General features: G+C 48.1%; 16 protein-coding genes. 11 read left to right on the top strand and 5 right to left on the bottom strand.

Annotated elements, in window-relative coordinates; genetic code table 11:
* Positions 1-13: 13 nt before the first annotated feature.
* From AC58U0_RS19405 to AC58U0_RS19415, 3 genes are all read right to left on the bottom strand, one after another.
* Complete coding sequence (locus tag AC58U0_RS19405; protein WP_497380611.1) at positions 14-1618, bottom strand: copper amine oxidase N-terminal domain-containing protein; 1605 nt, start codon at positions 1616-1618, stop codon at positions 14-16.
* Between the two features lie 176 nt (positions 1619-1794).
* Positions 1795-2154, bottom strand: a complete 360-nt coding sequence (locus AC58U0_RS19410) for a hypothetical protein (RefSeq protein ID WP_497380613.1) — start codon at positions 2152-2154, stop codon at positions 1795-1797.
* A gap of 119 nt (positions 2155-2273) precedes the next feature.
* Positions 2274-3839, bottom strand: a complete 1566-nt coding sequence (locus tag AC58U0_RS19415; RefSeq protein ID WP_497380614.1) for a copper amine oxidase N-terminal domain-containing protein — start codon at positions 3837-3839, stop codon at positions 2274-2276.
* Positions 3840-4040: 201 nt separating this feature from the next.
* Between AC58U0_RS19415 and AC58U0_RS19420 the strand changes: the two genes are divergently transcribed.
* The 11 genes from AC58U0_RS19420 (at position 4041) to AC58U0_RS19470 (ending at position 21670) form a co-directional block, all read left to right on the top strand.
* Positions 4041-4568 (top strand): NfeD family protein, encoded by a 528-nt coding sequence (locus AC58U0_RS19420; protein ID WP_497380615.1) that lies wholly within the window; start codon positions 4041-4043, stop codon positions 4566-4568.
* Between the two features lie 37 nt (positions 4569-4605).
* Complete coding sequence (locus AC58U0_RS19425) at positions 4606-6051, top strand: flotillin family protein (protein WP_307435720.1); 1446 nt, start codon at positions 4606-4608, stop codon at positions 6049-6051.
* Positions 6052-7131: 1080 nt separating this feature from the next.
* Positions 7132-8616: an HD domain-containing phosphohydrolase gene (locus tag AC58U0_RS19430; RefSeq protein ID WP_497380616.1), complete on the top strand. Its 1485-nt coding sequence runs from the start codon at positions 7132-7134 to the stop codon at positions 8614-8616.
* Positions 8617-9091: 475 nt separating this feature from the next.
* Entirely contained in the window at positions 9092-11530 is a 2439-nt protein-coding gene (locus AC58U0_RS19435; RefSeq protein ID WP_497380617.1) for a peptidase G2 autoproteolytic cleavage domain-containing protein, read from the top strand.
* 33 nt (positions 11531-11563) lie between these two features.
* Positions 11564-11836, top strand: a complete 273-nt coding sequence (locus tag AC58U0_RS19440) for a DinB family protein (protein WP_497380618.1) — start codon at positions 11564-11566, stop codon at positions 11834-11836.
* Between the two features lie 540 nt (positions 11837-12376).
* Positions 12377-14809: a nitrite reductase large subunit NirB gene (gene nirB, locus AC58U0_RS19445; RefSeq protein ID WP_497380619.1), complete on the top strand. Its 2433-nt coding sequence runs from the start codon at positions 12377-12379 to the stop codon at positions 14807-14809.
* Between the two features lie 14 nt (positions 14810-14823).
* Positions 14824-15156 (top strand): nitrite reductase small subunit NirD, encoded by a 333-nt coding sequence (nirD, locus tag AC58U0_RS19450; protein ID WP_497380620.1) that lies wholly within the window; start codon positions 14824-14826, stop codon positions 15154-15156.
* A gap of 20 nt (positions 15157-15176) precedes the next feature.
* Positions 15177-16355 (top strand): MFS transporter, encoded by a 1179-nt coding sequence (locus AC58U0_RS19455; RefSeq protein ID WP_497380621.1) that lies wholly within the window; start codon positions 15177-15179, stop codon positions 16353-16355.
* 62 nt (positions 16356-16417) lie between these two features.
* On the top strand, positions 16418-18802 hold the full coding sequence (gene nirB, locus AC58U0_RS19460; RefSeq protein WP_497380622.1) for a nitrite reductase large subunit NirB: 2385 nt from the start codon (positions 16418-16420) through the stop codon (positions 18800-18802).
* Positions 18803-18811: 9 nt separating this feature from the next.
* On the top strand, positions 18812-20950 hold the full coding sequence (gene nasC, locus AC58U0_RS19465; protein ID WP_497380623.1) for an assimilatory nitrate reductase catalytic subunit NasC: 2139 nt from the start codon (positions 18812-18814) through the stop codon (positions 20948-20950).
* A 192-nt stretch (positions 20951-21142) separates the two neighbouring features.
* Positions 21143-21670 (top strand): YfiT family bacillithiol transferase, encoded by a 528-nt coding sequence (locus AC58U0_RS19470; protein ID WP_497380624.1) that lies wholly within the window; start codon positions 21143-21145, stop codon positions 21668-21670.
* 28 nt (positions 21671-21698) lie between these two features.
* Here AC58U0_RS19470 and AC58U0_RS19475 read toward each other — a convergent pair whose 3' ends face one another.
* Positions 21699-23018 (bottom strand): hypothetical protein, encoded by a 1320-nt coding sequence (locus AC58U0_RS19475; RefSeq protein ID WP_497380625.1) that lies wholly within the window; start codon positions 23016-23018, stop codon positions 21699-21701.
* Entirely contained in the window at positions 23005-23571 is a 567-nt protein-coding gene (locus tag AC58U0_RS19480; protein ID WP_029196193.1) for an RNA polymerase sigma factor, read from the bottom strand. Before AC58U0_RS19480 ends, AC58U0_RS19475 begins: the two co-directional genes overlap by 14 nt.
* Positions 23572-23741: the final 170 nt, after the last annotated feature.

The following is a 23741-nucleotide window of genomic DNA, read 5'->3' on the forward strand; positions in this document are numbered from 1 at the left end:
GTTTAGGAGCAGGCTATTCTCTTGTAATGGTTACACTACCTGTTTTATTGTCGAAACCAACCTTACAGCCAAGCTGCTCGGCGATAAAACGAAGCGGTACGAAAGTGGAGCCATTCTTCATGATCGGAGCGCTCTCCAATTGAACAGGGGATCCGTTAACACTTGTTGTTTTACTATTAAGGGTCAGAATAATCGTCTTGTCGTTAAGTTCGTCTTTCACAATGATTTCCTTTGATGCAGCGTTCCACTTCACTTGCGCGCCAAGCCTCTCCGAAATGAATCGAACGGGCACCATAGACACTTGATCCTCATTGATAAAAGGATGGGAGGAATCGAACTCGTAGTCGTCATCGCTTCCCTGACTCATCAGCAAGTGAATGTCTTTTTTGGCTATTTTCAAATCATCTCTCAGAAATGAATAGAACGTAGATTCCTTATTGAAGTATTTTAGAAAGGAATCGTTGTTGGTTGATATCTCGCTCAGGTTAAATACCCCGCCGGAGGTATCAATTACACTCGCTGTAACAGGCTTATTGATATTCCATATTTCACTGGTGTAAGTAAATTTAAGCGCGCTGACTCCAGCACTAACCTCTGTGATGGGGAGTGTAAGCTCTGCAATTACTTTGCGAATCTGTTTATCGGTATCGATGAAAAAGTCGGTCTTAAGTACGGTTTTATCACTCAGTAATGCCTTCACTTGGGAGTCGGATACGGAAGAAAGTGTGTCCTCCATGTTCTTATCCCACTCGTCGAGAGCTTTCTTAAGAAATTGCTGAATGGTTGTGTAAACAAACTCAACAGCTAGTGTCTTGTTATCAAGGTAAGCCATCATCAGGTCTGGCAATTCAGAACTTAACCCACTCTTAGAAGGGGAAGCTTTCATTTCTTCTTTAATAATAGGCACCAATGCATCATAGAGCTGACCAAGCAATTCCTTCATTCCCTTTTCATCAGCGAGGATGTTCGTTAGGAATGCTTTCAGAAGGCCTACGAGCTCATTACCTTTAATCTCTATGTGGGCCTTTTGCATGGAAAGTGTTTCACTATTCACAGGCTCGGATACGGAAGATACGGCGAAATGTTCCGGGTTTGGAGCATTCGTTAAGAAGAATTTGAGCAATGCAGGCCATAATTCTTCTGCTTTCTTGAGTAACTGCTGCTGCAAGTCGGAAGATAGCGCTGCAGAAGATGAGCCAGCTAAGCCAGACTGCGCTGCCATCAGATCAAAGAAAAGCGGTTTCTTAGCACCTTCGATATGTATAGTGAGTTTCGTCCCATTTACGCCCAGCTGGAAGGGGATAGATCCCTTGCTGTAAACAGTAAGAGCACCGTCTACAGAGATGTGCTGCTTATCTTGCATTTTAACGCTCTTCAGCTCTAATTTCACATGATTCAAGACGTCAATCATCCGTTTCTCGTCAGCCGACAAGCCATCAGTGTTACCTGTGATAATGTCCATTTGCAGTGACCCTTTGGATTCGGCGGATTGAATGGAGGCACTATTTTGAATAGCTTGCCCCAAATCTAGCCCTTGAACAGCCTGACACCCCGTTAACGCCAAAAGCATAATAACTAATGCAGTGGAAATCCACCAAGTAAATCTCTTTCTTTGCATCTACGAATCTACTCCTTAGATATAATAGCTAGTAAAAAATAGCAGTGATAGATTATACGCGCAAAAAGAGGGAAAGGTGCGCTTTTATTAGAAAAATTTTACAACGTTTTAACATACACCTAATAGAAAAGCTCGTTCTTAGAGGCCATAACGACCTGAAGAGAACGAGCTTTGTCTTAGGCAAGCAGTACAATAACCAATAGTTCGAAGAGGACAAGCGTCAAGATTTGGTTGTATTGAGCTGGCGTATAGATGGGTCTATGCTGACCATGTGGATGCCCATGCGGATTCACTTGAAGGTAAGCATGGTGTCCATCTACGTTAACCAATACACCTTCATGTGTATGTCCTTCTAACGTTGTGACACGAATGGTGCGACCGATATACGGGTGGAGTGCACCTAAGATCGTATCTCTTTTCTGCCTGAGCATGTGCTGCCAATTTGGATCTGCCTGGAAGAGAACATGAGGCCCTTGATGTCCAGGATGACTAGGATGAACAGGATGACTAGGGTGATGCGATGGATTCGTATACATATGATATCGCTCCTTTTTCGTGCGGCTGCGCTTAGCAGCAGGCTTTGTGCCTAGGTTCACTACTAGACTATTCAGCCGCCCAGAAAAGGTGCTATCGACCACTTGCGTCTAATTCATGGCTAGTCGCGTTTAATCGTAACTACACGTGTATTGTCATTGAAGGAAACTTTGCCTCCGAGCTGCTCTGCGATGAATCGAATCGGCACGAAGGTGGATCCGTTATGGAGTGTAGCCGCACTTTCCAACTCGACAGAAGCGCCGTTCACACTGGCGATCTTACTGTCTAGCTTCAGGACAAGCGTCGCACCTGTTAACAAATCCTTGATGGTTACTTGCTGAAGATCTCCGTTCCAGCCAACCTCAGCGCCAAGCTTTTCAGAAATAAATCTTACAGGCACCATCGTTTTGTTATCTGAATTAATAAAAGGCTGCGGGGTATCGGATTCAGCACCGGAAGCACTTTCGTTCAGCTTCAGATTGATTTCTTTTTTCGTCACTTTCAAATCTTCCTTGAGAAGCTTGTAAAAGAGAGACTGCTTATCTAGATTATTCAATAAGCTGTAGATAGATGAAGCTTCCATACCTATATTTAGCGCACCGCCAGAAATGTCGATGGTATTTGCCGTGACCGGCTTATTGATATTCCACGTCTCACTTACATAAGACAGCTTGAGAGCGGCAACGCCTGAGCTCGTATTCGTTAGAGGAACATTCAAAGCAAGGCTTTGCTTACGAACTTGCTTATCAGCGTCTGTGTAAATATCTGCTTGAAGGGCTGATTTGCTGTTAAATAAATCCTGAATCGGCAGAATGCCCGGCTCGCCCAAAGCATCTCCGGCAATCATTTTATCCAAGGACGCAGCCGTTTTCTTCAGGAAATCTTGAACAGGTGGATAGACAAGTCCAACAGCTAACTGTTTATTGCTTAAAATCTTTAGAGAAAAGTCGGTAGATCCGCCCTTGATTTGCTCCTCAATAATAGGTGAGAGGGCATCGTACAGTTGGCTGATCAGTTCTTTCAATCCAGCTTCATCAGCGAGAACATTACTCAGCAGCTTTTTGAGTAGGGAAGCCAGTTCCGTGCCGCTAAGCTCGATATGTGCTTTTTGCAGAGAAAGGGACTCGCCATTCACTTTGTCCGTAACAGGTGTGACGGATATGTTCGACGGGTTAGGCGTATTAGCTAAAATAAGTCCAATAATCGCGGATTTAATATCTGCAATTTTGTTGCCGAACTGTTCTTGCACGGCTGTGGGTAACAGCTTCGTAAACGATAAATTAGAACTTCCTAAGACATCGAAAACAATCGGTTTCTTCGCGCCCTCGACACTCAAAATAAACTTGGTGCCCTCAGTTGCAAGTTTGAAAGGAATTGTGCCTTTACTGTATGTAATCGTACCATCTGCCGAAAGGTGCTGTGCATCTTGTGTTTTCACATTGGTGAGATCGATTTTCACGTTTTGCAGAGCAGTTAGCGCCTTCTGCTCCTCAGTGGATAGCTTGGAAGTGTCGCCGGGCACAAACTCAAGCTGCAGGGTGCCTTTGGATTCTGAGGACTTCACGGCCCAGTCATTCTGAATAGCCCCAGCAAGGTCCAATCCTTGCACAGCCTGGCAGCCTGATAAAGTAAACATCAATAGAACCATTGCGGCGGAGATCCACCAAGTCAATTTCTTTTTGTACATGTGATAATCTACTCCTTAGGTTTAATAAAAATAGTAAAAGACGTCCAATGATTATACGCGAAATAAAGCCGAAGGATTCGCTGTTAGGCGTATATTTTTTTGAGCGAAACCTTTTATTACCAAATTCGTCTATATTTATAAGACGTAATGTGTACAAGGTAAAATTTTGCTAAAAGCAAAACTCGTAGGAGGTAATTGTCTATGATGACGTTGTTTGCCATATGTTTCTTTGTAGGCCTTGTACTCACGGTACTTGTTACGTTTTTTGGCGGCGATTTCTTTGAGTTTCATGCGGATCACGGGGCTGCTCATGCCCATGGTGGACCGTCTTTTTTTAACTTATCTTCCATTTTAGCTAGTTTGACGGTGTTTGGCGGCATGGGGTATATGCTGAATAAAGTTGGGATTACAAGTAGTTTGCTCATTCTGCTTATCGCGATTGGTGCCGGTCTCTTCGTAGGATGGCTCTTCTTCCTTCTCTATGCCAAGGTTATTTATAAGCACGACCACAGCATGAAAGAGAGCGATTTTGATCTGAGTGGTCAGTTAGGGAAGCTGTCTGTGCCGATTAATGGGAAGGGGATGGGCGAAATGATGTTTGTGATGCATGGCACTACGCGTTCCATCAGTGTTCGTTCTGAGAATGGGGAATCCATTCCGAAAGGGACGAAGGTCGTCGTTCTGCACATGAATAAAGGGATTGCGACGGTAACGAGGTTTAACCAATAATAGCAGCTGCAATTAACTACTGGGAGGTTATGCGTTTATGTTGGGAATTTTGTATACGGTTGTTGCGATTGTTGTTGTCGTTTTTATCTTACTGGCTTCCATTGTGAGAGCGTACAAGAAAGTACCGCCGAATGAAGCGATGATTGTGTATGGTTTAGGTGGTAAAAGGGTCGTACAAGGCGGAGGGACGTTCGTCATCCCTGGTTTTCAAAGCTTTAAAACGATCTCCATGATGCTCATGAGTTTCGATGTGAAGCCGGATCAACCTATGTTTTCTCAACAGGGCATACGGCTCAAGATTGAGGCGGTGGCTCAAATCAAGATTCAAAGTGATCCAGTAGCGATAGGCACAGCCTCCGAGCAGTTTCTTGACCACACGCTGCTAGAGCGGGAGATGATGATTTTGCATTCGGTAGAAGGGCATCTTCGTGGGTTGGTTGGGCAGCTGCCGGTTGAATCTATTCTCAAAAATCCGGATGAGCTGAACAGCAAGATGAGGGAAACGTGCTCGGAGGATTTGGATAAAATGGGGCTGAGCCTCATCTCCTTTGTGCTCAAACGAGTGGCCGATGATCAAGGATACATTGAGAACCTGGGCGTGCCGGAAGTGGAGCGTATCCGCAAAAGTGCTAGTATTGCCAGAGCTGAAGTGGAGCGGGATATCCAAATTCGTCAGGCAGATACGGAGAAGGAATCCGCGATTCGTCGAGCGGAAGCCCATCAGTTAAAGATTGAGGCGGAGAGCGCCGCTTCGGCGAAGGAAGCGCAGTACCGCAAAGAGCTCAGCATGAAGGAAGCGGAGTTCAAGCAGGAAACGACGAGCCGGCAGGCGGAAGCAGACTTGGCTTATGAATTGAAGCAGAAGCAGATTCAGCAGTCGCTCGTGACGGAACAGGTGAAGATCCGGCAGATGGAAGCGGAGGCGAATAAGACAGTTCGCCAGATTGAAGTCGAACTGAAGGAGAAGGAGCTCGAAGCGTCGGTCATTAAGCCGGCTGAAGCGGAGAAGCTCGCAGCCATTATGCGCGCCGAGGTCAATAAGCAGAGGCAAATTCTCGAAGCTGAGGCGGATGCGGAGTCGACGCGAAAACGCGGCGAAGCGACGGCAGAAGCGGAGCTCGCCAAAGGGAAGGCGAACGCGGAAGTCGTCCGCCTGGCGGGTCTTGCAGAGGCTGAAGCGCTGGAGAAGAAAGCGGAGGCTTACAAGCAGTATACGCAGGCGGCAGTTACGGTGGAGATTCTTCGCATACTTCCGGAATTGGCTGAGAAAATTGCGGCTCCGCTGAGCAATGTAGATAAAATTACGGTGATTTCACAAGATGGAACGACATCAGGCGTGAATCGGATTACAGGCGATATTGCTAAAATGATCGCGCAAGTGCCGGAAATTACACAGACGCTAACGGGTAAAAGCGTGACAGATCTTGCACGTGCATTTCTAGGCAAGGATAATGAACTTATTTTAAATAAAGAATCAGAATAACATGAATGAATCATGTATATGAACAATGAGCAAGTCCTTAGCTTCCAGGCTGAGGACTTTTTTTGTATAGGAATTATGCAAGCTGCTGATCTATGGATAAGCGGTGTAAGAGGAGCTGAGGGATGGGAAGATGAATAAGTGAACGTGAATGCAGAGCAGAAGATGAGAGATGCCAAAGGAGCGGCGAAATACATAGGATGATACTTGGCAAGACCAGTCATAGCGGAATACAGAACCGTGAGTTATGACGGGGCGAAAGTGCATTTCTGGTTAGGGATCATGAGACGGGGAATCGACTGGATGCGGTTGTTCCGGTATTTCGGTTTCAGTATGATTTGTTGAAGCATATCCCAATAAAGAATTTCCTAATTAAGGGTATATTTGGGTATATTCAGGTTATTCAGTCGAAGTAAAACAAAGAGGCACAAAAATCGTAGAAGTATGGAATTTCATGAAAGCTAGACAGACGGAGCAGGTGGAGTTTACATTCGAGATGATAAAAGAGAGGCGAAGAAAGAAGAGTTACCGTGAACGATGTTAGAAGTGATTGACCGCGATCCCCTGGAGTGTCCTCCTTGCAAGCAAAGAATGCTACTGGTGGTTTGGCATGCCCAGAATGTAATGGAACGATGGTAAGAAAGGTAAAGCTGAGGGTTAGATGAACCTTCGGCTAGAAGTGTTTATTCATCCGAAGGGAGATTCTGTACTTTCCAGAACAGCTTGGAGGCCTCGCGTTTGCTTGATCCATTGGATTTTATCCACTGATTTTCATAGTTAGGCCTAACAATGACATCTAACATTGGATTATTTCCAATCGAATTGCCTCAAAATGCTAATATTCATGGAAAATGTTAGTTTCTATTGGATTTTCTCCAATGAAAGTCGGATATCCAAAGCCCGAATTGATATTTTATTGGATTTTCTCCAATGTAATTCAGAGACCACATAGCTTGTGAGATCCAGTTTGTCTTAAAATGTTTTAGATTTAAAGCGCAAATGGTTGAATTGCTATACAATGATAAAAATACTAGAATTCAGTGCAATGATCGATAGCTTTAAATGAAATGAGGACCCTACATCGTGCAGATATACAGAAAGTTTCTACGGAATTTATTGTTGAATTATATAATCGGCTCTGGGATCGCTGTTGTTGTTGTAGGTGGAGTCATCATATCTACAACGCTATCGATTTCGAATACGGAAATGGTTCGCATATTCTTCATTATGATTACCTCGCTATGCGTGATGATACTTGCTGAAATCACGGTGTTTCGTAGGCACATGAAGCCGATTCGCGAGATGCTGGAGCAGGAGACTCCAGATCTGTCAATCATCCGAGAAGCCTATTTGCAAACGCACCGATTTCCGGCGCTTTCTGTGATGCGGATCATGGGACCGCACTTTCTTGGCTTATCGCTCCCTGCTATGACGATGGCCAGCATCGGGATTGCGCGAGGTTGGTTATCTCTTCCGGTTTTTTACATTGGACTTGCCGGTATTGGCGCAGTCCTAGTGGCGAGCATGCATGCTTTACTTGAGTTCTTCACGACAGCTCAGGCCATCAGGCCGGTACTCATACATATTCGGGAATTGGGACAGCGCCTATATGGTGAAGATGTTTCCTTGGATGGACGAGTCATCGTTTCGATTCAACGAAAGTTTCAGCTAAGTGCTTTCCTAATTGGAACTATGCCGCTCTTTCTGTTTAGTCTAGCAACTCAAATTCGTTTGATATCGCAGTCCTCGGATATGACGGTCGATTATTGGAAATGGGCGGGTATCATTCTACTGCTTGGAGTCGGTTTTTCCTCCTTAGGAGCGCGTATGCTGGCAAGAGACATCCAGCAGCCAATTGGAGATTTATATAGGGCAATGAAAGAAGTTCAATCCGGCGACCTGCAGGTAAGAGCCTCAGATTTATATTCAGATGAATTTTCACGGCTTATCGCTGGTTTCAACCACATGGTAAAGGGTCTTGAAACGCGTGAGAAAATGAACAACCAACTGCTGCAGAGCTACTATTCCACACTAGCTGCTGCACTCGATGCTCGTGACGCTTATACAGCAGGTCATTCGACGCGTGTCGCCAAGTATTCTTTGTTGATTGGAAGAGCCGTAGATTTGAACGAGCAGGAGCTTGATCTATTGAACAAGACTGCCTTGCTGCATGATATCGGCAAAATTGGTGTGCGCGACGATGTGCTGCTGAAGGAAAGCCGGCTCACCGACGAAGAGTTCGAGCTCATCAAGCTCCACCCCGTGCTAGGCGAATCGATTTTGAAGCAAATCGAGCCGGCTGAGGCTATGGCGCCTCTGCTTCCAGGCGTGCGCTCTCATCATGAGCGCTATGATGGCGGCGGGTATCCGGATGGCCTGAAGGGCTTGGATATCCCCGAGTTCGGCCGCATCATTGCGGTAGCCGATGCCTTCGATGCTATGACCTCCGATCGTCCTTATCGGAAAGGGATGCCGATCGAGAAGGCATTGACCATTCTCGCTGAAGGAAAGGGGACCCAATGGGATCCCCGGTTCGCTCAAAGGTTCATTGATGTTTATAAGGTTTAAAACGTATGAAGGGAAGGTCTCACAGCCGCAGGAACTGCGGGTTGTGAGGCTTTTTTTTATGTAAGATTGGTTGGGGTAAGTGAAGCATACCTATTTGAGAGTGGGGAATTAGGAAACCTGTGTGCGAGTCTTTAAACAGCTTATATGAGAGTAAGTTGCATAACGTACATCAATTACAGCGGTTTTATCTCAATTAAACGAAGATGTTGTACGAGGTGCAACAATTTAACCTTATTTCTTTCTGTGAAGCTAATATTGGGATGAATTATTGTATTTTTTGCAACATTCGCGAGGATATCGCGGTTTAACATGCGTAAATGGTGTACAAAATACAACTTGTCTTGGACCTAACATCACGTGGAACCAACGATACTTCAAGTCTTTTATCGAAACAATAGCCGTTACCGTCTATCAGACTTTTACATATATAAATAAATATATAAATATATCATTCAATTGAAAGAAGGGATCATAGATGGCTAGTGAAGGGAATGGAAGTATAGCTAGCGGTTTTGCTGCCCATGCAGAAGGCTTGAGCACAACTGCCAGCGGGACGGCAGCCCATTCTGAAGGTTATTTAACTGTGGCCAGTGGTGAAACAGCGCATGCAGAAGGGAATACAACAACAGCATCAGGTTCGGCATCACACACAGAAGGGTATCTTACGAATGCAACGATCGACACTGCGCATGCAGAAGGAGATTCAACAACGGCAAGTGGAGTTGCAGCTCACGCCGAAGGTTACAATACGGTTGCAAGCGGGACAAGATCCCACGCCGAAGGAGGAGCGACTACGGCGAGCGGCATGTCTTCTCACGCAGAGGGGACACAAACCATAGCGGCCGGGGTGAACTCACACACCGAAGGATTCAATACACAAACGACAGTCTCCGGTATTAACGCTCATGCGGAAGGAGAAGGGAACACGGCGAGTGGCAGGGCATCTCATGTGGAAGGAGGCGCCGTAGATCCGCTTGGTAACCCTGCTCCTAACTTAGCAAGCGGCTCTAGCTCGCATGCGGAAGGGGTTGGGACAACTGCTAGTGGTTTTGGAGCTCATGCCGAAGGAGGAACACCAGATATTATCTCAGTTCCAAGTACGCAGGCGTTCGGGGATTTTTCGCATGCCGAAGGAAATAATTCAGTAGCAAGTGGGTTTGCATCGCATGCCGAAGGAGGATCAACTGCTAATGGTAGTTTCTCCCACGCGGAAGGGAATAACACAACAGCGAATGGAGATAATTCGCACACCGAAGGATTGAATACGCAAACAACGATCTCTGGTATCAACGCTCATGCCGAAGGGGAAGGGACTACAGCGAGCGGTAGGGCGTCCCATGCGGAAGGCGGCGGTGTAGATCCACTGGGCAATCCAGCTCCAGCAATAGCCAGTGGATCGAGTTCTCATGCTGAAGGAGTTGGAACAACGGCTAGTGGATTCGGATCCCATGCGGAGGGGGGGACGGATGATTTCACCATACTTTTTGGCCCGCGGGCAACAGGTGATTTTTCACATGCCGAAGGAAAATTTACTACAGCCAGTGGACCAGCATCACATGCCGAAGGATTGGCAACAACCGCTAGTAATTCTTCAGCCCATGCCGAAGGATTGGGAACAACCGCAAGTGGAGCTTCGTCCCACGCTGAAGGTTCTCAAACCATAGCCACTATGCAAGGGGCTCACGCTGAAGGTTTTGGTACGCGTGCGACAGGGTTCGCAGCCCACGCGGAAGGCGAAAATAACACAGCTAGTGGAAGAGCTTCCCACGCGGAGGGCGGTGGTACAGATCCATTATTGAATCCTGCTCCTAATGCAGCCAGTGGCGGCAGTTCGCATGCAGAAGGGATTGGGACAATCGCAAGTGGTTTTGGCGCTCATGCCGAAGGAGGAACACCAATCGTCACATTATTTCAGGGTCCGCAGGCGATAGGGGACTTTTCCCACGCCGAAGGTGAAATTACAATGGCGAGTGGAAGGTCCTCTCATGCCCAAGGGGATCGCACAACGGCTAGTGGATTTGGCTCCCATGCCGAGGGTCAGCTAACCGTTGCTAGTGGAGTATTATCTCATGCAGAAGGAGCAGCGTCTGTAGCTAGTGGGTTTAACTCCCATGCCGAAGGACAACTAACAGTAGCTAGTGGAGACATTTCCCATGCCGAGGGATTCGTCACTCAAGCACAAGCAAGTTTCTCCCATTCGGAAGGTATAAATACAGTTGTAAGTGTAGCCCATACAGGCTCCCACATCATGGGACTAAATGGGTCCACTCGGTTTCCTTTTTCTTGGCATCTGGCCAACGGGCTTGTTGTGGGACCAACATTAAATGCTGCTGTAATTGAAGGAGGAACAGGAAATCTCTACTTAGATGGTGTTGTTCTCTCGCCTGCGGCGGCTGATTATGCCGAAATGTTTGAAACGATTGATGGCAACTCGATTGACGTTGGGTATTTTGTGACATTAGATGGAGAAGGCGACAAGATCCGAAAAGCTACTAGCACGGATGATTATATCCTTGGGGTCGTGAGCGCGACGCCGGCCATGATTGCAGATGCAAGCGATTTACGTTGGCACGACCTTTTCGTCAGAGATGAGTGGGGTAGGGTCCAGTACCATGAGGTTGTTGTACCGGAAGTCAAAGATAACGAAGGGAATGTCATGGTTCCGGAATTCACGAAAAACGAACCCATATTAAATCCCGAGTGGGATGCTTCACATGAATATATTCCAAGACTGCAGAGACCTGAATGGGTTGTTGTTGGTCTAGTGGGTAAGCTCCTTATTCGGGACGACGGAACCTGTCTGCCAAAAGGATACTGTAAGCCGAATGATGAGGGTATCGCAACTGCTTCAGCTGAAGGGTATCGGGTCATGAAGCGGACAGGAGCTAATCAAATTTTAATTTTTGTAAAATAACTTGTGTAAACGAGATATCTTGATTTAATGTAAATGTCAATCAAACCATACTACGAGGTTCACGGGCTGAACTTAGCGATGGGAAGTCGGCTTCGGTGGAGTCTTGCCGATGCATTGCACAGCCGCTGGATGATTGTTCTGCACGTTATGCGACATGAGCAGTTTGCACGTAATTTCGTACATCTAGAGTCAGGGAAGACGATTCGAGTGGATTGGTTGGCAATTACGCATTGGCATGGTAAATCATCATATTGCCCATATCACGAGCTTGCGCGCGGTAAACAACGAAAACCCGTTAAGTCATAGGACTTAGCGGGTTTTTTCTATAACTATCATTATCCACTTCATCACTGAAGCTCGATTCATCCTGATCAGTATTCAAATAGCGGCTGACTTTATCGATCCACTCTTGTACGTAATGATAGGTTGCCCTCTGAGCCTGCCTAGCTTCTATTCGTTAAATCGTAGTTATCAGGCGTCGCGGCACTAATTCACGGCAACTGCATTAATGTTATTTAACATAACATTAAAACGTTTTCAAAATCTTTTAAAATAAACACATTGTTCGTATATTCCATAAAATAACTGCAATTTATTCATAAACACGAACAATAATCTATTATTTTTGTTCTAATGTTCGTAATATAAAGATTCATTTGGTTGTTATACTAAGTGAAACAGCAAATTTTTGTTGAAAAATACGAACTTCTGAGTTACATTAGTAGTAATTATTCGTATGTTAGATAATTTGACGTAATAAATGTGCTTTGTAACGAATATTGAAGAAAACACCAATTAATTAACATTGAATGTCACAATAAAACCGATGCAGGAGCGTGAATCACAATGAAGAGAAAAATTGTTATGGTAGGAAACGGAATGGCTGGAGTCAGTTGTATTGAGCAAATGTTAAAGCTTGCGCCGAACCGCTACGAAATTACAATCTTCGGAAGCGAACCGCACCCGAACTATAATCGCATCCTGCTTTCATCCGTTTTGGCCGGCGATGCCGATATGAAGGACATTGTTATCAACGACTGGTCTTGGTACGAAGAAAATCACATCGCATTGTACACGGGACATACAGTCAACAAAATCGATACGGAACGCAAGCTCGTTAGTACTGACGCAGGTGTTAGCGTCCCTTACGATGAACTGATCATCGCAACAGGATCGCTGCCGTTCATGCTTCCGCTGCCTGGCGCGGATAAAGAAGGCGTCATCGCCTTCCGGGATATCAAAGATTGCGAAATGATGATCGAGACAGCCAAGAAATACAAGAAAGCAGTCGTGATCGGTGGAGGGCTTCTCGGTCTGGAGGCAGCGCGCGGCCTGCTAAATCTCAATATGGAAGTAACTGTTGTACACATTAACGAATACTTGATGAATCTCCAGCTCGACAGAACAGCTTCTCTCCTGCTGCAGCAAGAATTGGAACGTCAAGGCATGAAGTTTCTGTTAAAGAAAAATAGTGAATCGATTCTAGGTAAAAAGCGTGTTACGGGTCTTCGTTTTACCGACGGATCGGAAGTTGAAGCAGACCTCGTGGTCATGGCCGTAGGGATTCGCCCTAACATTGCGCTTGCCAAAAGCAGCGGAATTGAGATCAATCGAGGTATTGTCGTCAATGACCTTCTCGAAACGAACGTGCCTAACATCTATTCCGTCGGCGAATGTGCCGAACATCGCGGTGTGGCGTATGGCTTGGTCGCTCCGCTCTACGAGCAAGGCGGGGTGCTTGCCAAGCGGCTCGCCGGCATAGAGACCGCTGGTTATCAAGGCTCCGTCGTATCGACCAAGCTGAAAGTATCGGGCGTTGACGTGTTCTCGGCAGGTGAATATGCGGATAAACCGGATACCCGTGCCGTGCGCGTGCAGGACGATTTCGAAGGTATTTATAAGAAGGTCGTCATTAGAGACGGCAAAGTCATCGGTGCTGTTTTGTTCGGTGACATCAGTGACAGCTCCCGCCTGTTTGCGATGATTCGTAATGGAGAAGATGTAACAGGTAAAGAAAAGACGGTTTTGCTCGGTGAAGGTGGAGGTAAAGCGAAGTCTGGCATAGATTTAGTTGCATCGATGAGCGATGACGAAATTGTTTGTGGCTGTAACGGCGTCTCCAAAGGCGCGATCGTTCAGGCAATTCAAGAGAAAGGCTGTTCCAGCCTCAATGAGATAAAAGCATGTACCAAAGCATCGGGTTCTTGCGGCGGCTGTAAGCCTCTTGTAGCTGATGTACTCACTTACGTACTCGGAGAAGACGGTGTGAAAACTACAAAAGAAGGCATATGCGGTTGTACGACACTCGGACGTGATGAAGTGGTGGAAGCGATCCGCAGTATGAGATTAACGACATCGAAGGAAGTCATGAATGTACTGGAATGGTCCAACACAGAAGGCTGCTCCAAATGTCGCCCCGCGCTCAATTATTATCTTGCCATGGTATGGCCGGAAGAGCATGAAGACGAAAGAGAGTCCCGCTTTGTGAACGAACGCAATCACGCGAATATCCAGAAGGATGGCACGTACTCGGTCGTTCCGAGAATGTATGGGGGTGTAACGACACCGAAGGATCTGAAAAAAATCGCAGAAATCGCAGAAAAGTACGAAGTGCCGCTCGTGAAAGTGACGGGTGGTCAGCGTATCGACTTGCTCGGCGTGAAGAAGGAAGACTTGCCCGGCATGTGGGCTGATCTCGATATGCCGTCAGGCTACGCGTACGGTAAGTCGCTGCGTACAGTGAAAACGTGCGTAGGCTCGACGTTCTGCCGCTTCGGAACACAAGATGCAATCGGCATGGGTATTCAGCTTGAGAAGAAGTTTGAGCGTCTGGGTACGCCGGCAAAAGTTAAAATGGCCGTATCGGGCTGTCCTCGGAACTGCGCGGAAGCCACGATTAAGGACTTTGGTGTTGTGGCAATTGACGGAGGTTGGGAGCTGCATGTCGGCGGTAACGGAGGCACGAAACTTCGTGGAACCGATTTACTGTGCAAAGTGAAAACCGAAGAAGAAGTACTGGAATGGTCCGGTGCTTACTTGCAATACTATCGCGAAACAGGGAAGTACAACGAACGGACGGCCGAGTGGGTAGAACGTGTAGGTTTAGATACGATCAAAGATGCGCTGGAGAGTAAGGAAGACCGCGCCGCTCTTATAGAGCGCATTGAGAAGGCATTGGATCTGATGAAAGATCCTTGGAAAGAAATCATTGAACAGCAAGAGCTGCGCAAGACATTCGTTCCAATGGAAGAGCAGTCGGCAGCGTCTATTTTGAAATAGAGGGGATGAGACATATGAAACGAGTTCACGTTGGGAACATTTCAGAAATTGGGGAAAAAAGATCGAGGGTTGTCCGAATCGGAGCATTGGAAATCGCCGTATTCAAGTTTTCAAGTGGTGCCGTTCGAGCTATTGAGAATCGCTGCCCGCACAAAGCGGGTAAGCTTTCCGAAGGTATCGTGTGCGATCATCACGTATTTTGCCCGCTGCACGATTGGAAGATCAATTTGCACGATGGAGTCGTTCAAGCGCCGGACGAAGGCTGCGTAACAGCTTTCCAGGTGGAAGTGGATGAGAACGGAGATATGTATCTGCATATTGCAGAGGAAAGTATCTTGGCATCCTAGCCGAGGAGAGTGTTGTAATTATGCGACAAAATGGATCCGCACTTGCTCTAGGGTTATCAACAATGGCTATGATGGCTTCGTTTGTCATCTGGAGTGTATTTTCTCCGATTGCCGGACAAATTCAGGAACTATTTCATCTCAGTACCATTCAAAAAAGTGTGCTGATCGCCACGCCGGTTCTACTGGGGTCGATCCTGCGAATCCCGATGGGGATTTATACAGATCGCTTCGGCGGTAAGCGAGTATTTGCATCAACGATGCTGTTTCTCGTGATTCCTCTGCTGCTAGCAGGTTGGGCTCATTCTTATTGGCTGCTGCTTTTGTGTGCGCTGTTTATCGGGATAGCTGGGACGACTTTTGCCATTTCCCTGACGTATGTATCGCGCTGGTTCCCGCCGGAGAGACAAGGTCTTGTGCTTGGATTAGCCGGACTTGGTAATTTGGGCGGAGCAGCGGCTAGTTATGCTTTGCCCTTCGTCTTTAACAGTTACGGTTTGCAATGGGTATTTTGGAGCCTAGCGATTATGATTGTGATCATAACTGCGCTCTTTTGGATCGGGACGAAGGATTTACCTGCACCGGTTAAGGTGAAGACATTCAAACAATCGATGGTCGTACTTAAGGAGCCGTCGACTTGGTATTTATCGATCTTTTATTTTCTGACATTCGGCGGTTTCGTTGCTTTCAGCGTTTACTTGCCAACATTTCTCAAAGATTTATTTCAATTGTCGGCTACGGAAGCTGGCGTTAAAACTGCCGGGTTTGTTGTTATTGCCACGCTCATTCGCCCCTTAGGTGGATATTGCGCGGACCGCCTCGGTTCACGCAGAGTTCTGGTGGTTGTGTTTGCGGGAATCATCGTCACTTCGCTCGTCATGGCGGCATCCTTGCATCAATTTGTCGGGTTCAGTGCGAGTTGTCTGACTGCCGCCGCCTTACTCGGAGTAGGGAATGGGGCTGTGTTTAAAATGGTTCCGGAAGTCTCCTCGGGCAATACGGGAGCGGTAACGGGCATCGTTGGCGCCGCAGGCGGTGTGGGCGGTTTTTTTCCGCCGATCGTACTCGGCATTGTTAAGGATTTGTCAGGCGCATACACACTTGGGTTCGTCATGCTTATGTTTTTTGCATGCGGTTGTCTCTATATGAATCATGCGACTAAACGTATGGTGATCAACAAACAGGGCGTGACAACAGTTTAAATAGGGAAGCTCCCTTTGGCGGGGATAGAACTTCAGCATGGAAACGTGGAGGTCAAGCATATATGGGGAAACAAAAACTTGTCTTAATCGGTAACGGTATGGCCGGAGTACGCTGTGTGGAAGAAATTCTGGGGCTTGCTCCCGATCGCTTCGAGATTACGATTTTCGGCGGCGAGCCGCACCCGAACTATAACCGCATTATGCTGTCCAAGGTGCTTCAGGGCGACACAACGGTAAATGATATTACCATTAATGACTGGCAGTGGTATAAAGATAACGGCATAACGCTGTATGCAGGTGATCCGGTTGTCAACATCGATACGGCTAAGCGGCAGGTAATCAGTGAAAAGGGGCGTACTGTTGAGTACGATCAACTCATCCTGGCCACGGGTTCACTGCCGTTTATGCTTCCGCTGCCGGGGGCGGATAAACCGGGCGTGACAGCTTTCCGGGATATTAACGATTGCAATAAAATGCTGGAAGCTTCTAAATCATATAAAAAAGCCGTCGTTATCGGAGGCGGTCTGCTTGGTTTAGAAGCGGCGCGAGGACTGCTTAATCTGGGTATGGAAGTCCAAGTGGTGCATATTTTCAACCATCTTATGGAGCGCCAGCTGACTCCGACGTCAGCGAATATGCTGCGTAAGGAACTGGAAAAGCAGGGGATGCGCTTTCTGCTTGAAAAGCAGACGGAAAAAATCATCGGTAAAAAACGGGTGGAAGGTCTGCAGTTCAAGGATGGAAGCAAAGTAGAGGCCGAGCTTGTCGTTATTGCGGTAGGTGTGCGTCCGAACATCAAGCTTGCGGCCGACAGCGGCGTGGAGACGAATCGGGCGATTGTCGTTAATGATTTCATGGAGACAAATGTGCCTAACGTGTATGCTGTTGGGGAGTGTGCGGAGCACCGTGGAATGGTATACGGTCTCGTAGCACCATTATATGATCAGGGCAAAGTGCTGGCGAAGAGAATTTGCGGCGTTGATACCGAAGGCTATTCAGGCTCCATTTTGTATTCGCAGCTGAAGGTATCCGGTGTTGAGGTGTTTTCGGCCGGAGAGATTCGCGATTCCGAGATTACGACTTCACTCAAAGAGATTAACGGCGTTCATAACACGTATAAAAAAATTGCCATTCGCAACAACAAAATTGTCGGAGCGGTATTGTTCGGAGACAGCAGCGAGGGTAACAAGCTGCTTGGATACATCAAACAGCAAGCGGATGTATCTGTGTTAGAAGAAAAAGCGGCAGGAGGAGGCGGTGCGGATGAAGCGTATGCGGCATCGCTGTCTCCTAACGCGACCGTATGCTCCTGTAACGGCGTAACGAAGGGCGCGATCATGGATGCGGTTCGCGAGAATAGCTGCGAAACGGTCGAAGACGTTCGCACTTGCACGCGCGCATCGAGCACTTGCGGCGGATGTAAGCCGCTCGTGTCTGCGATGCTGCAGCTGGCGTTGCAAAGCAAGGATGCGCCGGCAGCGCCGAAGGAGACGGTTTGCGGCTGCACAACGCACAGTCATCAAGAGCTGCGCGCTGCTGTGCGCAGCGCAAGATTTGCCACGGCGCGCGAAGTGATGAGCGCGCTGGGTTGGAGCAAGGCGGACGGCTGCGCAGCGTGTCGTCCGGCCTTGCAGTACTACGTCGGCGAAGCGCTAGGCGCTGTGACCGACGACGAGGGTGCTGGAGCGGCGGCTGAGGCAGCTCCGGGGGCGAACTTGCTCAAAGGCGGTACGTACGCGGCTCGGCCTCGTATGTACGGCGGTGTCACGAGCGCCGAGCAGCTAAGGCAAATCGCGGATGTAATCGACAAGTACAGCATCCCGCTTGTGAAGCTGACCGGCGGCGCGTATCTGGATCTGCTCGGCATCGATGCAGGGCATATACGCTCCGTCGGTGCGGAGCTCGGACAGCCGGATGCAGCGACTCTGGCTTACGGCAAAACCATAGCTTCCGTAGCGACATGCACTGGAATCGGATACGATCCCAGCGCTCTGCAGGATTCAATCAGGCTGGGCGCCAGCCTCGAATACAAATTGGAGCGCCTGCAAATGCCGGCTGTCGTGAGCGTGGCTGTCTCTGCAAGTCCTCTCCATCGCGCGGGGACGCTTGTCAAGGATCTTGGCGTTGTCGGCGTGCCGGGCGGCTGGGAGATTTACGTGGGCGGCAGCGGGGGGGTAAAGCTCCGTCAAGGAGAGTTGCTGTGTATGGAGCCTTCGGAAGACGCGGTGCTAGAGCTGTCAGCGGCTTTCTTCCAGTGGTATCGTGAAGAGGCAAATTACGGCGAAACGACAGCACAGTGGATCGAGCGCATAGGCATTACACAGCTGCGAGAAGGATTATTTAATCTCCTGTTCCGTGCTGAATTGATCGCGAGAATGAATGCGGAGCTCCAGGTTACGAAACAGAAGCAAATAAATCTGCAGCCGACGGCTGCTTTGATAAGGTGAGCTGAGTGTATGAGTCAATTATTAGAACAAGAACAAGGTAGTACTGGTTCTCTTCACGTGATGGATACACAGTGCCCTTTCTGCAGCGTACAGTGTAAAATGCAGGTGATTGAAGAACGGGGCACTGATGACGAGGGGCGTCTGACTTATTCGGTCGTTCCGAAAATGAATGCGGCTTCGGAAGGACGACTTTGTATAAAAGGCATGAATGCTTATCAGCACGTACTTACAGGAGAGCGTATTCTGCATCCGATGATGAAGAAGGATGGTGAATTCGTCCGTATATCTTGGGAGGACGCGTATGAACAGATCGTGAGCAAATTTACTGAGCTTCGGGGAAAGTACGGCAATCATGCGGTTGGTCTTTACGGAGGGGGCTCTCTGACGAATGAATCCGCTTATTTGTTGGGGAAATTCGCTCGTGTTGCGCTTCAAACCAAATACATTGATTATAACGGCAGGTTTTGTATGTCGGCAGCGGCTTCGGCAGGTGTCAAGGTGTTTGGCATCGACCGTGGTTTGACGAACCAACTGTCGGACATTGAATTGGCTGATTGCATGATACTAGCAGGGACGAATATTGCGGAGTGTCAGCCGACACTTATGCCTTATTTTACAAGAGCAAAAGAAAAGGGTGCCTTTATTATAGTGATCGATCCGAGGGAAACCGGTACGACCCGTATCGCGGATCTACATTTGAGAGTGAAGCCGGGTATGGATGCGACATTGGCTAACGGTATGCTGAAGATCCTGCTAGAAGAAGGGTTGATTGATCGAGATTTCATCCAGCAGCGTACCAAAGGCTTTGCGGAACTGCAATCTCACTTGGAATCTCTGGATCTCGCTGAAATTGTTGAATTAACCGGTGTCTCCGCTGAGTTGATCCGCAAAGCGGCGCTGGCTTACGGTAAAGCGGCCACAGGCATGGTGTTCACGGCAAGAGGCGTTGAGCAGCAAACGGACGGGCATATGGCGGTTCGCAACTTCCTGAACCTTGTTCTGCTGACAGGAAAAATCGGCAAACCGGGCTGCGGCTACGGAGCTGTCACCGGTCAAGGAAACGGTCAGGGCGGAAGGGAGCATGGACAGAAGGCTGACCAGCTTCCGGGCTACCGCCTGATCGAGAACCCCGAGGATCGCGCTTATGTCGCGAGTGTTTGGGGGATTGACCCGAGTGAGCTGCCTGGCAAGGGTGTCTCCGCGTACGAGATGATGGAGAAAGTTCACGAGCAGGAGATTCGCGCCTTGTTCGTGATGGGCTCTAATCCGCTCGTCTCCAATCCGAACGCTAACTTCGTCGAAGAAGGGCTGAAGAAGCTTGACTTTCTTGTTGTAGCCGACTTCCTAATGTCAGAGACCGCGCTGCTCGCGGATCTCATTTTACCGGTATCTGCTTATCTGGAGAACGCAGGAACATTGACCAACCTCGAAGGACGCGTGCTGCTGAGGGAAGCCGGCCGTCCTGCGCCGGGTGAAGCAAAGCATGACTGGCAGATTCTCTGTGATTTGGCTGATATGCTGGGCAAGGGTCAATACTTCAACTACGCAGATGTAGAAGACATCTTTGATGAGCTTCGCTTAGCCAGTCGCGGCGGTGCAGCGGATTACTACGGCATAACGTATGACCGCTTACGGAAGGAAGAAGGGGTATATTGGCCATGTCCGGAGCTGGAGCATCCGGGTGCGAAGCGGCTGTTTGAATCGTCATTTCCGCTTCCGGAAGGCAAAGCGCTGCTGACTTCTGTGGAGAATCATCTGCCTAAAGAGCGAGTTAGCGAGGAGTTTCCGCTGTACCTAACAACTGGTCGTGTGCTTACGCATTATTTGACTGGCGTGCAGACAAGAAGAAGTCATTCTTTGGCGGCGCAAGACGTGGAGTCTTTCATGGAAATTCATCCGAAGACGGCCAAGAAGTACCGCATCGAAGATGCTACTCTCGTCAAGTTGGAATCTAGACGGGGCACGATCTATGTGCGCAGCAGGTTCAGCAGCGACATTCGAGAAGACACCATATTCGTACCGATGCATTGGGGCGATACGCAGAACGTCAATAAACTTACGCATGACGCGCTCGACCCGACCTGTAAAATGCCAGGTTTTAAAGTTTGTGCAGTTAAGGTGAGTTCGTTAGTTTCGGAATATGCTTAATATCATGAAACCGATCCTGTTGGAGCTTTGTTAGCCTCCACAAGGATCGGTTTTATCTCGTTTAAACCTATGCTTTAGCAGCAACCGCCGTCTTCTCTGGGTGAGAGATGGCCAGGATAGGATGGGGGCGCAGATGGGCAGCCTAGCAAAACTCCGCTATAATAGAGAAAAAGATGCTGGAGGTTTGGTCATATGGATGAATTACGCTACCCTATTGGATTGTTTGAACACGATGGTGAAATTTCACGGGAGCAGTTGCAAGAGTGGATGGCTGACATCGAGTCGACGCCAAGTAGGCTGCGTGACGCGGTTGCTGGGCTGTCTGACGAGCAGCTGGATACGCCCTATCGCCCAGGTGGGTGGACGCTGCGACAAGTTGTACATCACGTCGCGGACAGCCATGTGAACAGCTATACAAGGTTTAAGCTGGCGCTGACAGAAGAAGAACCGACGATCAGACCTTACTTCGAGGATCGCTGGGCTGAGCTTAGCGATGGCAAGTCAGCTCCGGTGGAGTTGTCGCTTACCTTGCTCGATGCATTGCACAGCCGCTGGATGATCGTTCTGCACGATATGCAGCATGAGCAGTTTACACGTGCATTCGTACATCCAGAGTCAGGGAAGACGATTCGACTGGATTGGAACGTTGGCAATTACGCATGGCACGGTAATCATCATATTGCCCACATCACGAGTTTGCGCGCTCGCAGGGGCTGGTAAACAACGAAAACCCGTTAAGTCACAGGACTTAGCGGGTTTTTCCGACTCTACTATTATCCATTTCGTCACTGACGCTTGATTCAGTCGTATCATCATTCAAATAGCGGCCGACTTTGTCGATCCACTCTTGTACGTAATGATCGGTTGCCCACTGCGCCATAACGAGCTTCTCGCCGGGCTGGAGGTCCAAGGTTAGCTGTGGATCATTCCCTGGCGCCTGCCCGTAAGGGTAGAACTTGAGCTTGCCGTTCTCGAAGATGACGATCATATCATTCATCGGCGATGTTAACGCATCGGTCGCTAACGGCCAAGAGGACTGGATAGCGCTCCACGAGCAGCAAAGATCATCGTGATTGATGACTTTATCAGGCAGCTCACGCGGGAAGTCGTGCAGAATGTAGCTATCAGGCGTTGCTGCACTAATTCGCGGCGTCTCAGCAACCTTGCCGACCCAGCGGCCTGGTTCACGCTGGACGGTCCAGCTTTGGCCTGTAATCTCACCAAGCAATTTGGCAGAGCTGCCCGGTACATTTGTAAGGATGCTGCTACTGCTGCTGCTGCCATATAAATCGGTGATCGAAACATGGTTCTTGTCCACCGGTTTGTTATAGAACTGCACAGTATGCCCTTCTTTTAATTGCGGGAGGGTACGAACCCAGATGCGTTCCGCTTGATAAGGGGCATTACCTCGCCAAGCCTCCTCCGATTCAGCAATGGAAACATATTGATTCCCAGCAAATAACAGGGTCTCCACGCGATTTAACTGTTCGTCAGCTTGATCGGGGAACACTTCTGGTTTCACGGGCTGATCAGCCAGATGAGCAGATAAATAGTGGAACTCGTCTGTTTTCGTTTTATGAACTAAGGATTCGATTTTCCAAAAATTTTGCTTATAAGGCATCAGAATTCCTGTGCCCTCGGACGTCTTCTGCAGTTGGCCGCGAACCGGTGCTATAAGCATTGTTCGATAAGTACTATAACGAATGGGTCCTAAAGCATGCTGCGCCTCAGTATTGTTAGATTCACGCTCGGTCCTTAGCCCAATAAGCAGTGCGGTGCTTATTGGAGCAGGGGACGAACTAGTGGACGCTGCAGTCGTAACAGAAGCATCCATTGCAGGAGCTGCATCACTTTGCGTATGGATTCTACTCCATGGAAAGAGCAATAATGCAGCAGCTACCGCACCGAGTCCGGCGAAGCAGAGTAGGGGCTTTACCTTCGGCTTCGCCCGTTCCTTCCGCTCAATGGCTTCCTCGATCTCGCCCTGAAGCTTGGAAGTAAAGCCAGATTGCTTAAGCGGTCCTGATTCCAATTGCTTATGTAAATCATCCGGATCAGGAGTTTTCAAGCGCTTCACGCTCCTTCAAACTGATCACCTTGAGTCTGGCGTGGTGAAGTCGGGATTTAACGGTTCCCTCCGAGATGTTAAGGATGGCAGCCATTTCTTTCGTTGAGAGCTGATAATGGGCATGCAAAATTAAAATTTCTCTGTATTTTGGGGACAGAGATATCACTTTTTTCCATATATCACTAGCATATAATTTCTCCATCGCTTCTGTTTCTGCTGATTGTGATGTGCCTGCAGATTGAATGAAGCCAACAAGTGTAACTTTGCGCCAAAATGCTTTGCGTAGGTAGTCATAAGCGGTATTACGTGTAATGGTAAGCAGCCAGGTTTTGACTGAAGCTTCACCGCGGAATGTAGTAAGATTGCGATATACTTTCAGGAAAGCATCCTGCGTAATGTCATCAGCTAAATCTGAATTGCGGCAAATACTAAACGCATAATTCCATACATCATTACCGTAAGTTTCCATTATATTGCGAAGAATCACTTTCTGATCCGTTGTTTCAGATACGTACTTTAAGTAATCAAATACATGGACACCGGTCGTCTCCATTCTCTCACCTCTCTAAATTAGACGTTACAAGTACAAAAAAGTTCGGATTTTTACCAGATAAGAAAGTATAAATTTTCGGTACCCGAAAACCGCTTTCTTATTGGCGATAAAACCTAATATAGGGATCTTTGGTCGTAGATCAAAGTCTCTCCTCGTTAAACGCGGTCGCT

Source organism: Paenibacillus sp. J31P190 (assembly GCF_059692075.1).

Excerpts from the sequence above, each read along its gene's own strand:
- AC58U0_RS19405 (WP_497380611.1), bottom strand. The coding sequence starts at position 1,618 with ATGCAAAGAAAGAGATTTACTTGGTGGATTTCCACTGCATTAGTTATT.
- AC58U0_RS19410 (WP_497380613.1), bottom strand. The coding sequence starts at position 2,154 with ATGTATACGAATCCATCGCATCACCCTAGTCATCCTGTTCATCCTAGT.
- AC58U0_RS19415 (WP_497380614.1), bottom strand. The coding sequence starts at position 3,839 with ATGTACAAAAAGAAATTGACTTGGTGGATCTCCGCCGCAATGGTTCTA.
- AC58U0_RS19420 (WP_497380615.1), top strand. The coding sequence starts at position 4,041 with ATGATGACGTTGTTTGCCATATGTTTCTTTGTAGGCCTTGTACTCACG.
- AC58U0_RS19425 (WP_307435720.1), top strand. The coding sequence starts at position 4,606 with ATGTTGGGAATTTTGTATACGGTTGTTGCGATTGTTGTTGTCGTTTTT.
- AC58U0_RS19435 (WP_497380617.1), top strand. The coding sequence starts at position 9,092 with ATGGCTAGTGAAGGGAATGGAAGTATAGCTAGCGGTTTTGCTGCCCAT.
- AC58U0_RS19440 (WP_497380618.1), top strand. The coding sequence starts at position 11,564 with ATGTCAATCAAACCATACTACGAGGTTCACGGGCTGAACTTAGCGATG.
- nirB (WP_497380619.1), top strand. The coding sequence starts at position 12,377 with ATGAAGAGAAAAATTGTTATGGTAGGAAACGGAATGGCTGGAGTCAGT.
- nirD (WP_497380620.1), top strand. The coding sequence starts at position 14,824 with ATGAAACGAGTTCACGTTGGGAACATTTCAGAAATTGGGGAAAAAAGA.
- AC58U0_RS19455 (WP_497380621.1), top strand. The coding sequence starts at position 15,177 with ATGCGACAAAATGGATCCGCACTTGCTCTAGGGTTATCAACAATGGCT.
- nirB (WP_497380622.1), top strand. The coding sequence starts at position 16,418 with ATGGGGAAACAAAAACTTGTCTTAATCGGTAACGGTATGGCCGGAGTA.
- nasC (WP_497380623.1), top strand. The coding sequence starts at position 18,812 with ATGAGTCAATTATTAGAACAAGAACAAGGTAGTACTGGTTCTCTTCAC.
- AC58U0_RS19470 (WP_497380624.1), top strand. The coding sequence starts at position 21,143 with ATGGATGAATTACGCTACCCTATTGGATTGTTTGAACACGATGGTGAA.
- AC58U0_RS19480 (WP_029196193.1), bottom strand. The coding sequence starts at position 23,571 with ATGGAGACGACCGGTGTCCATGTATTTGATTACTTAAAGTACGTATCT.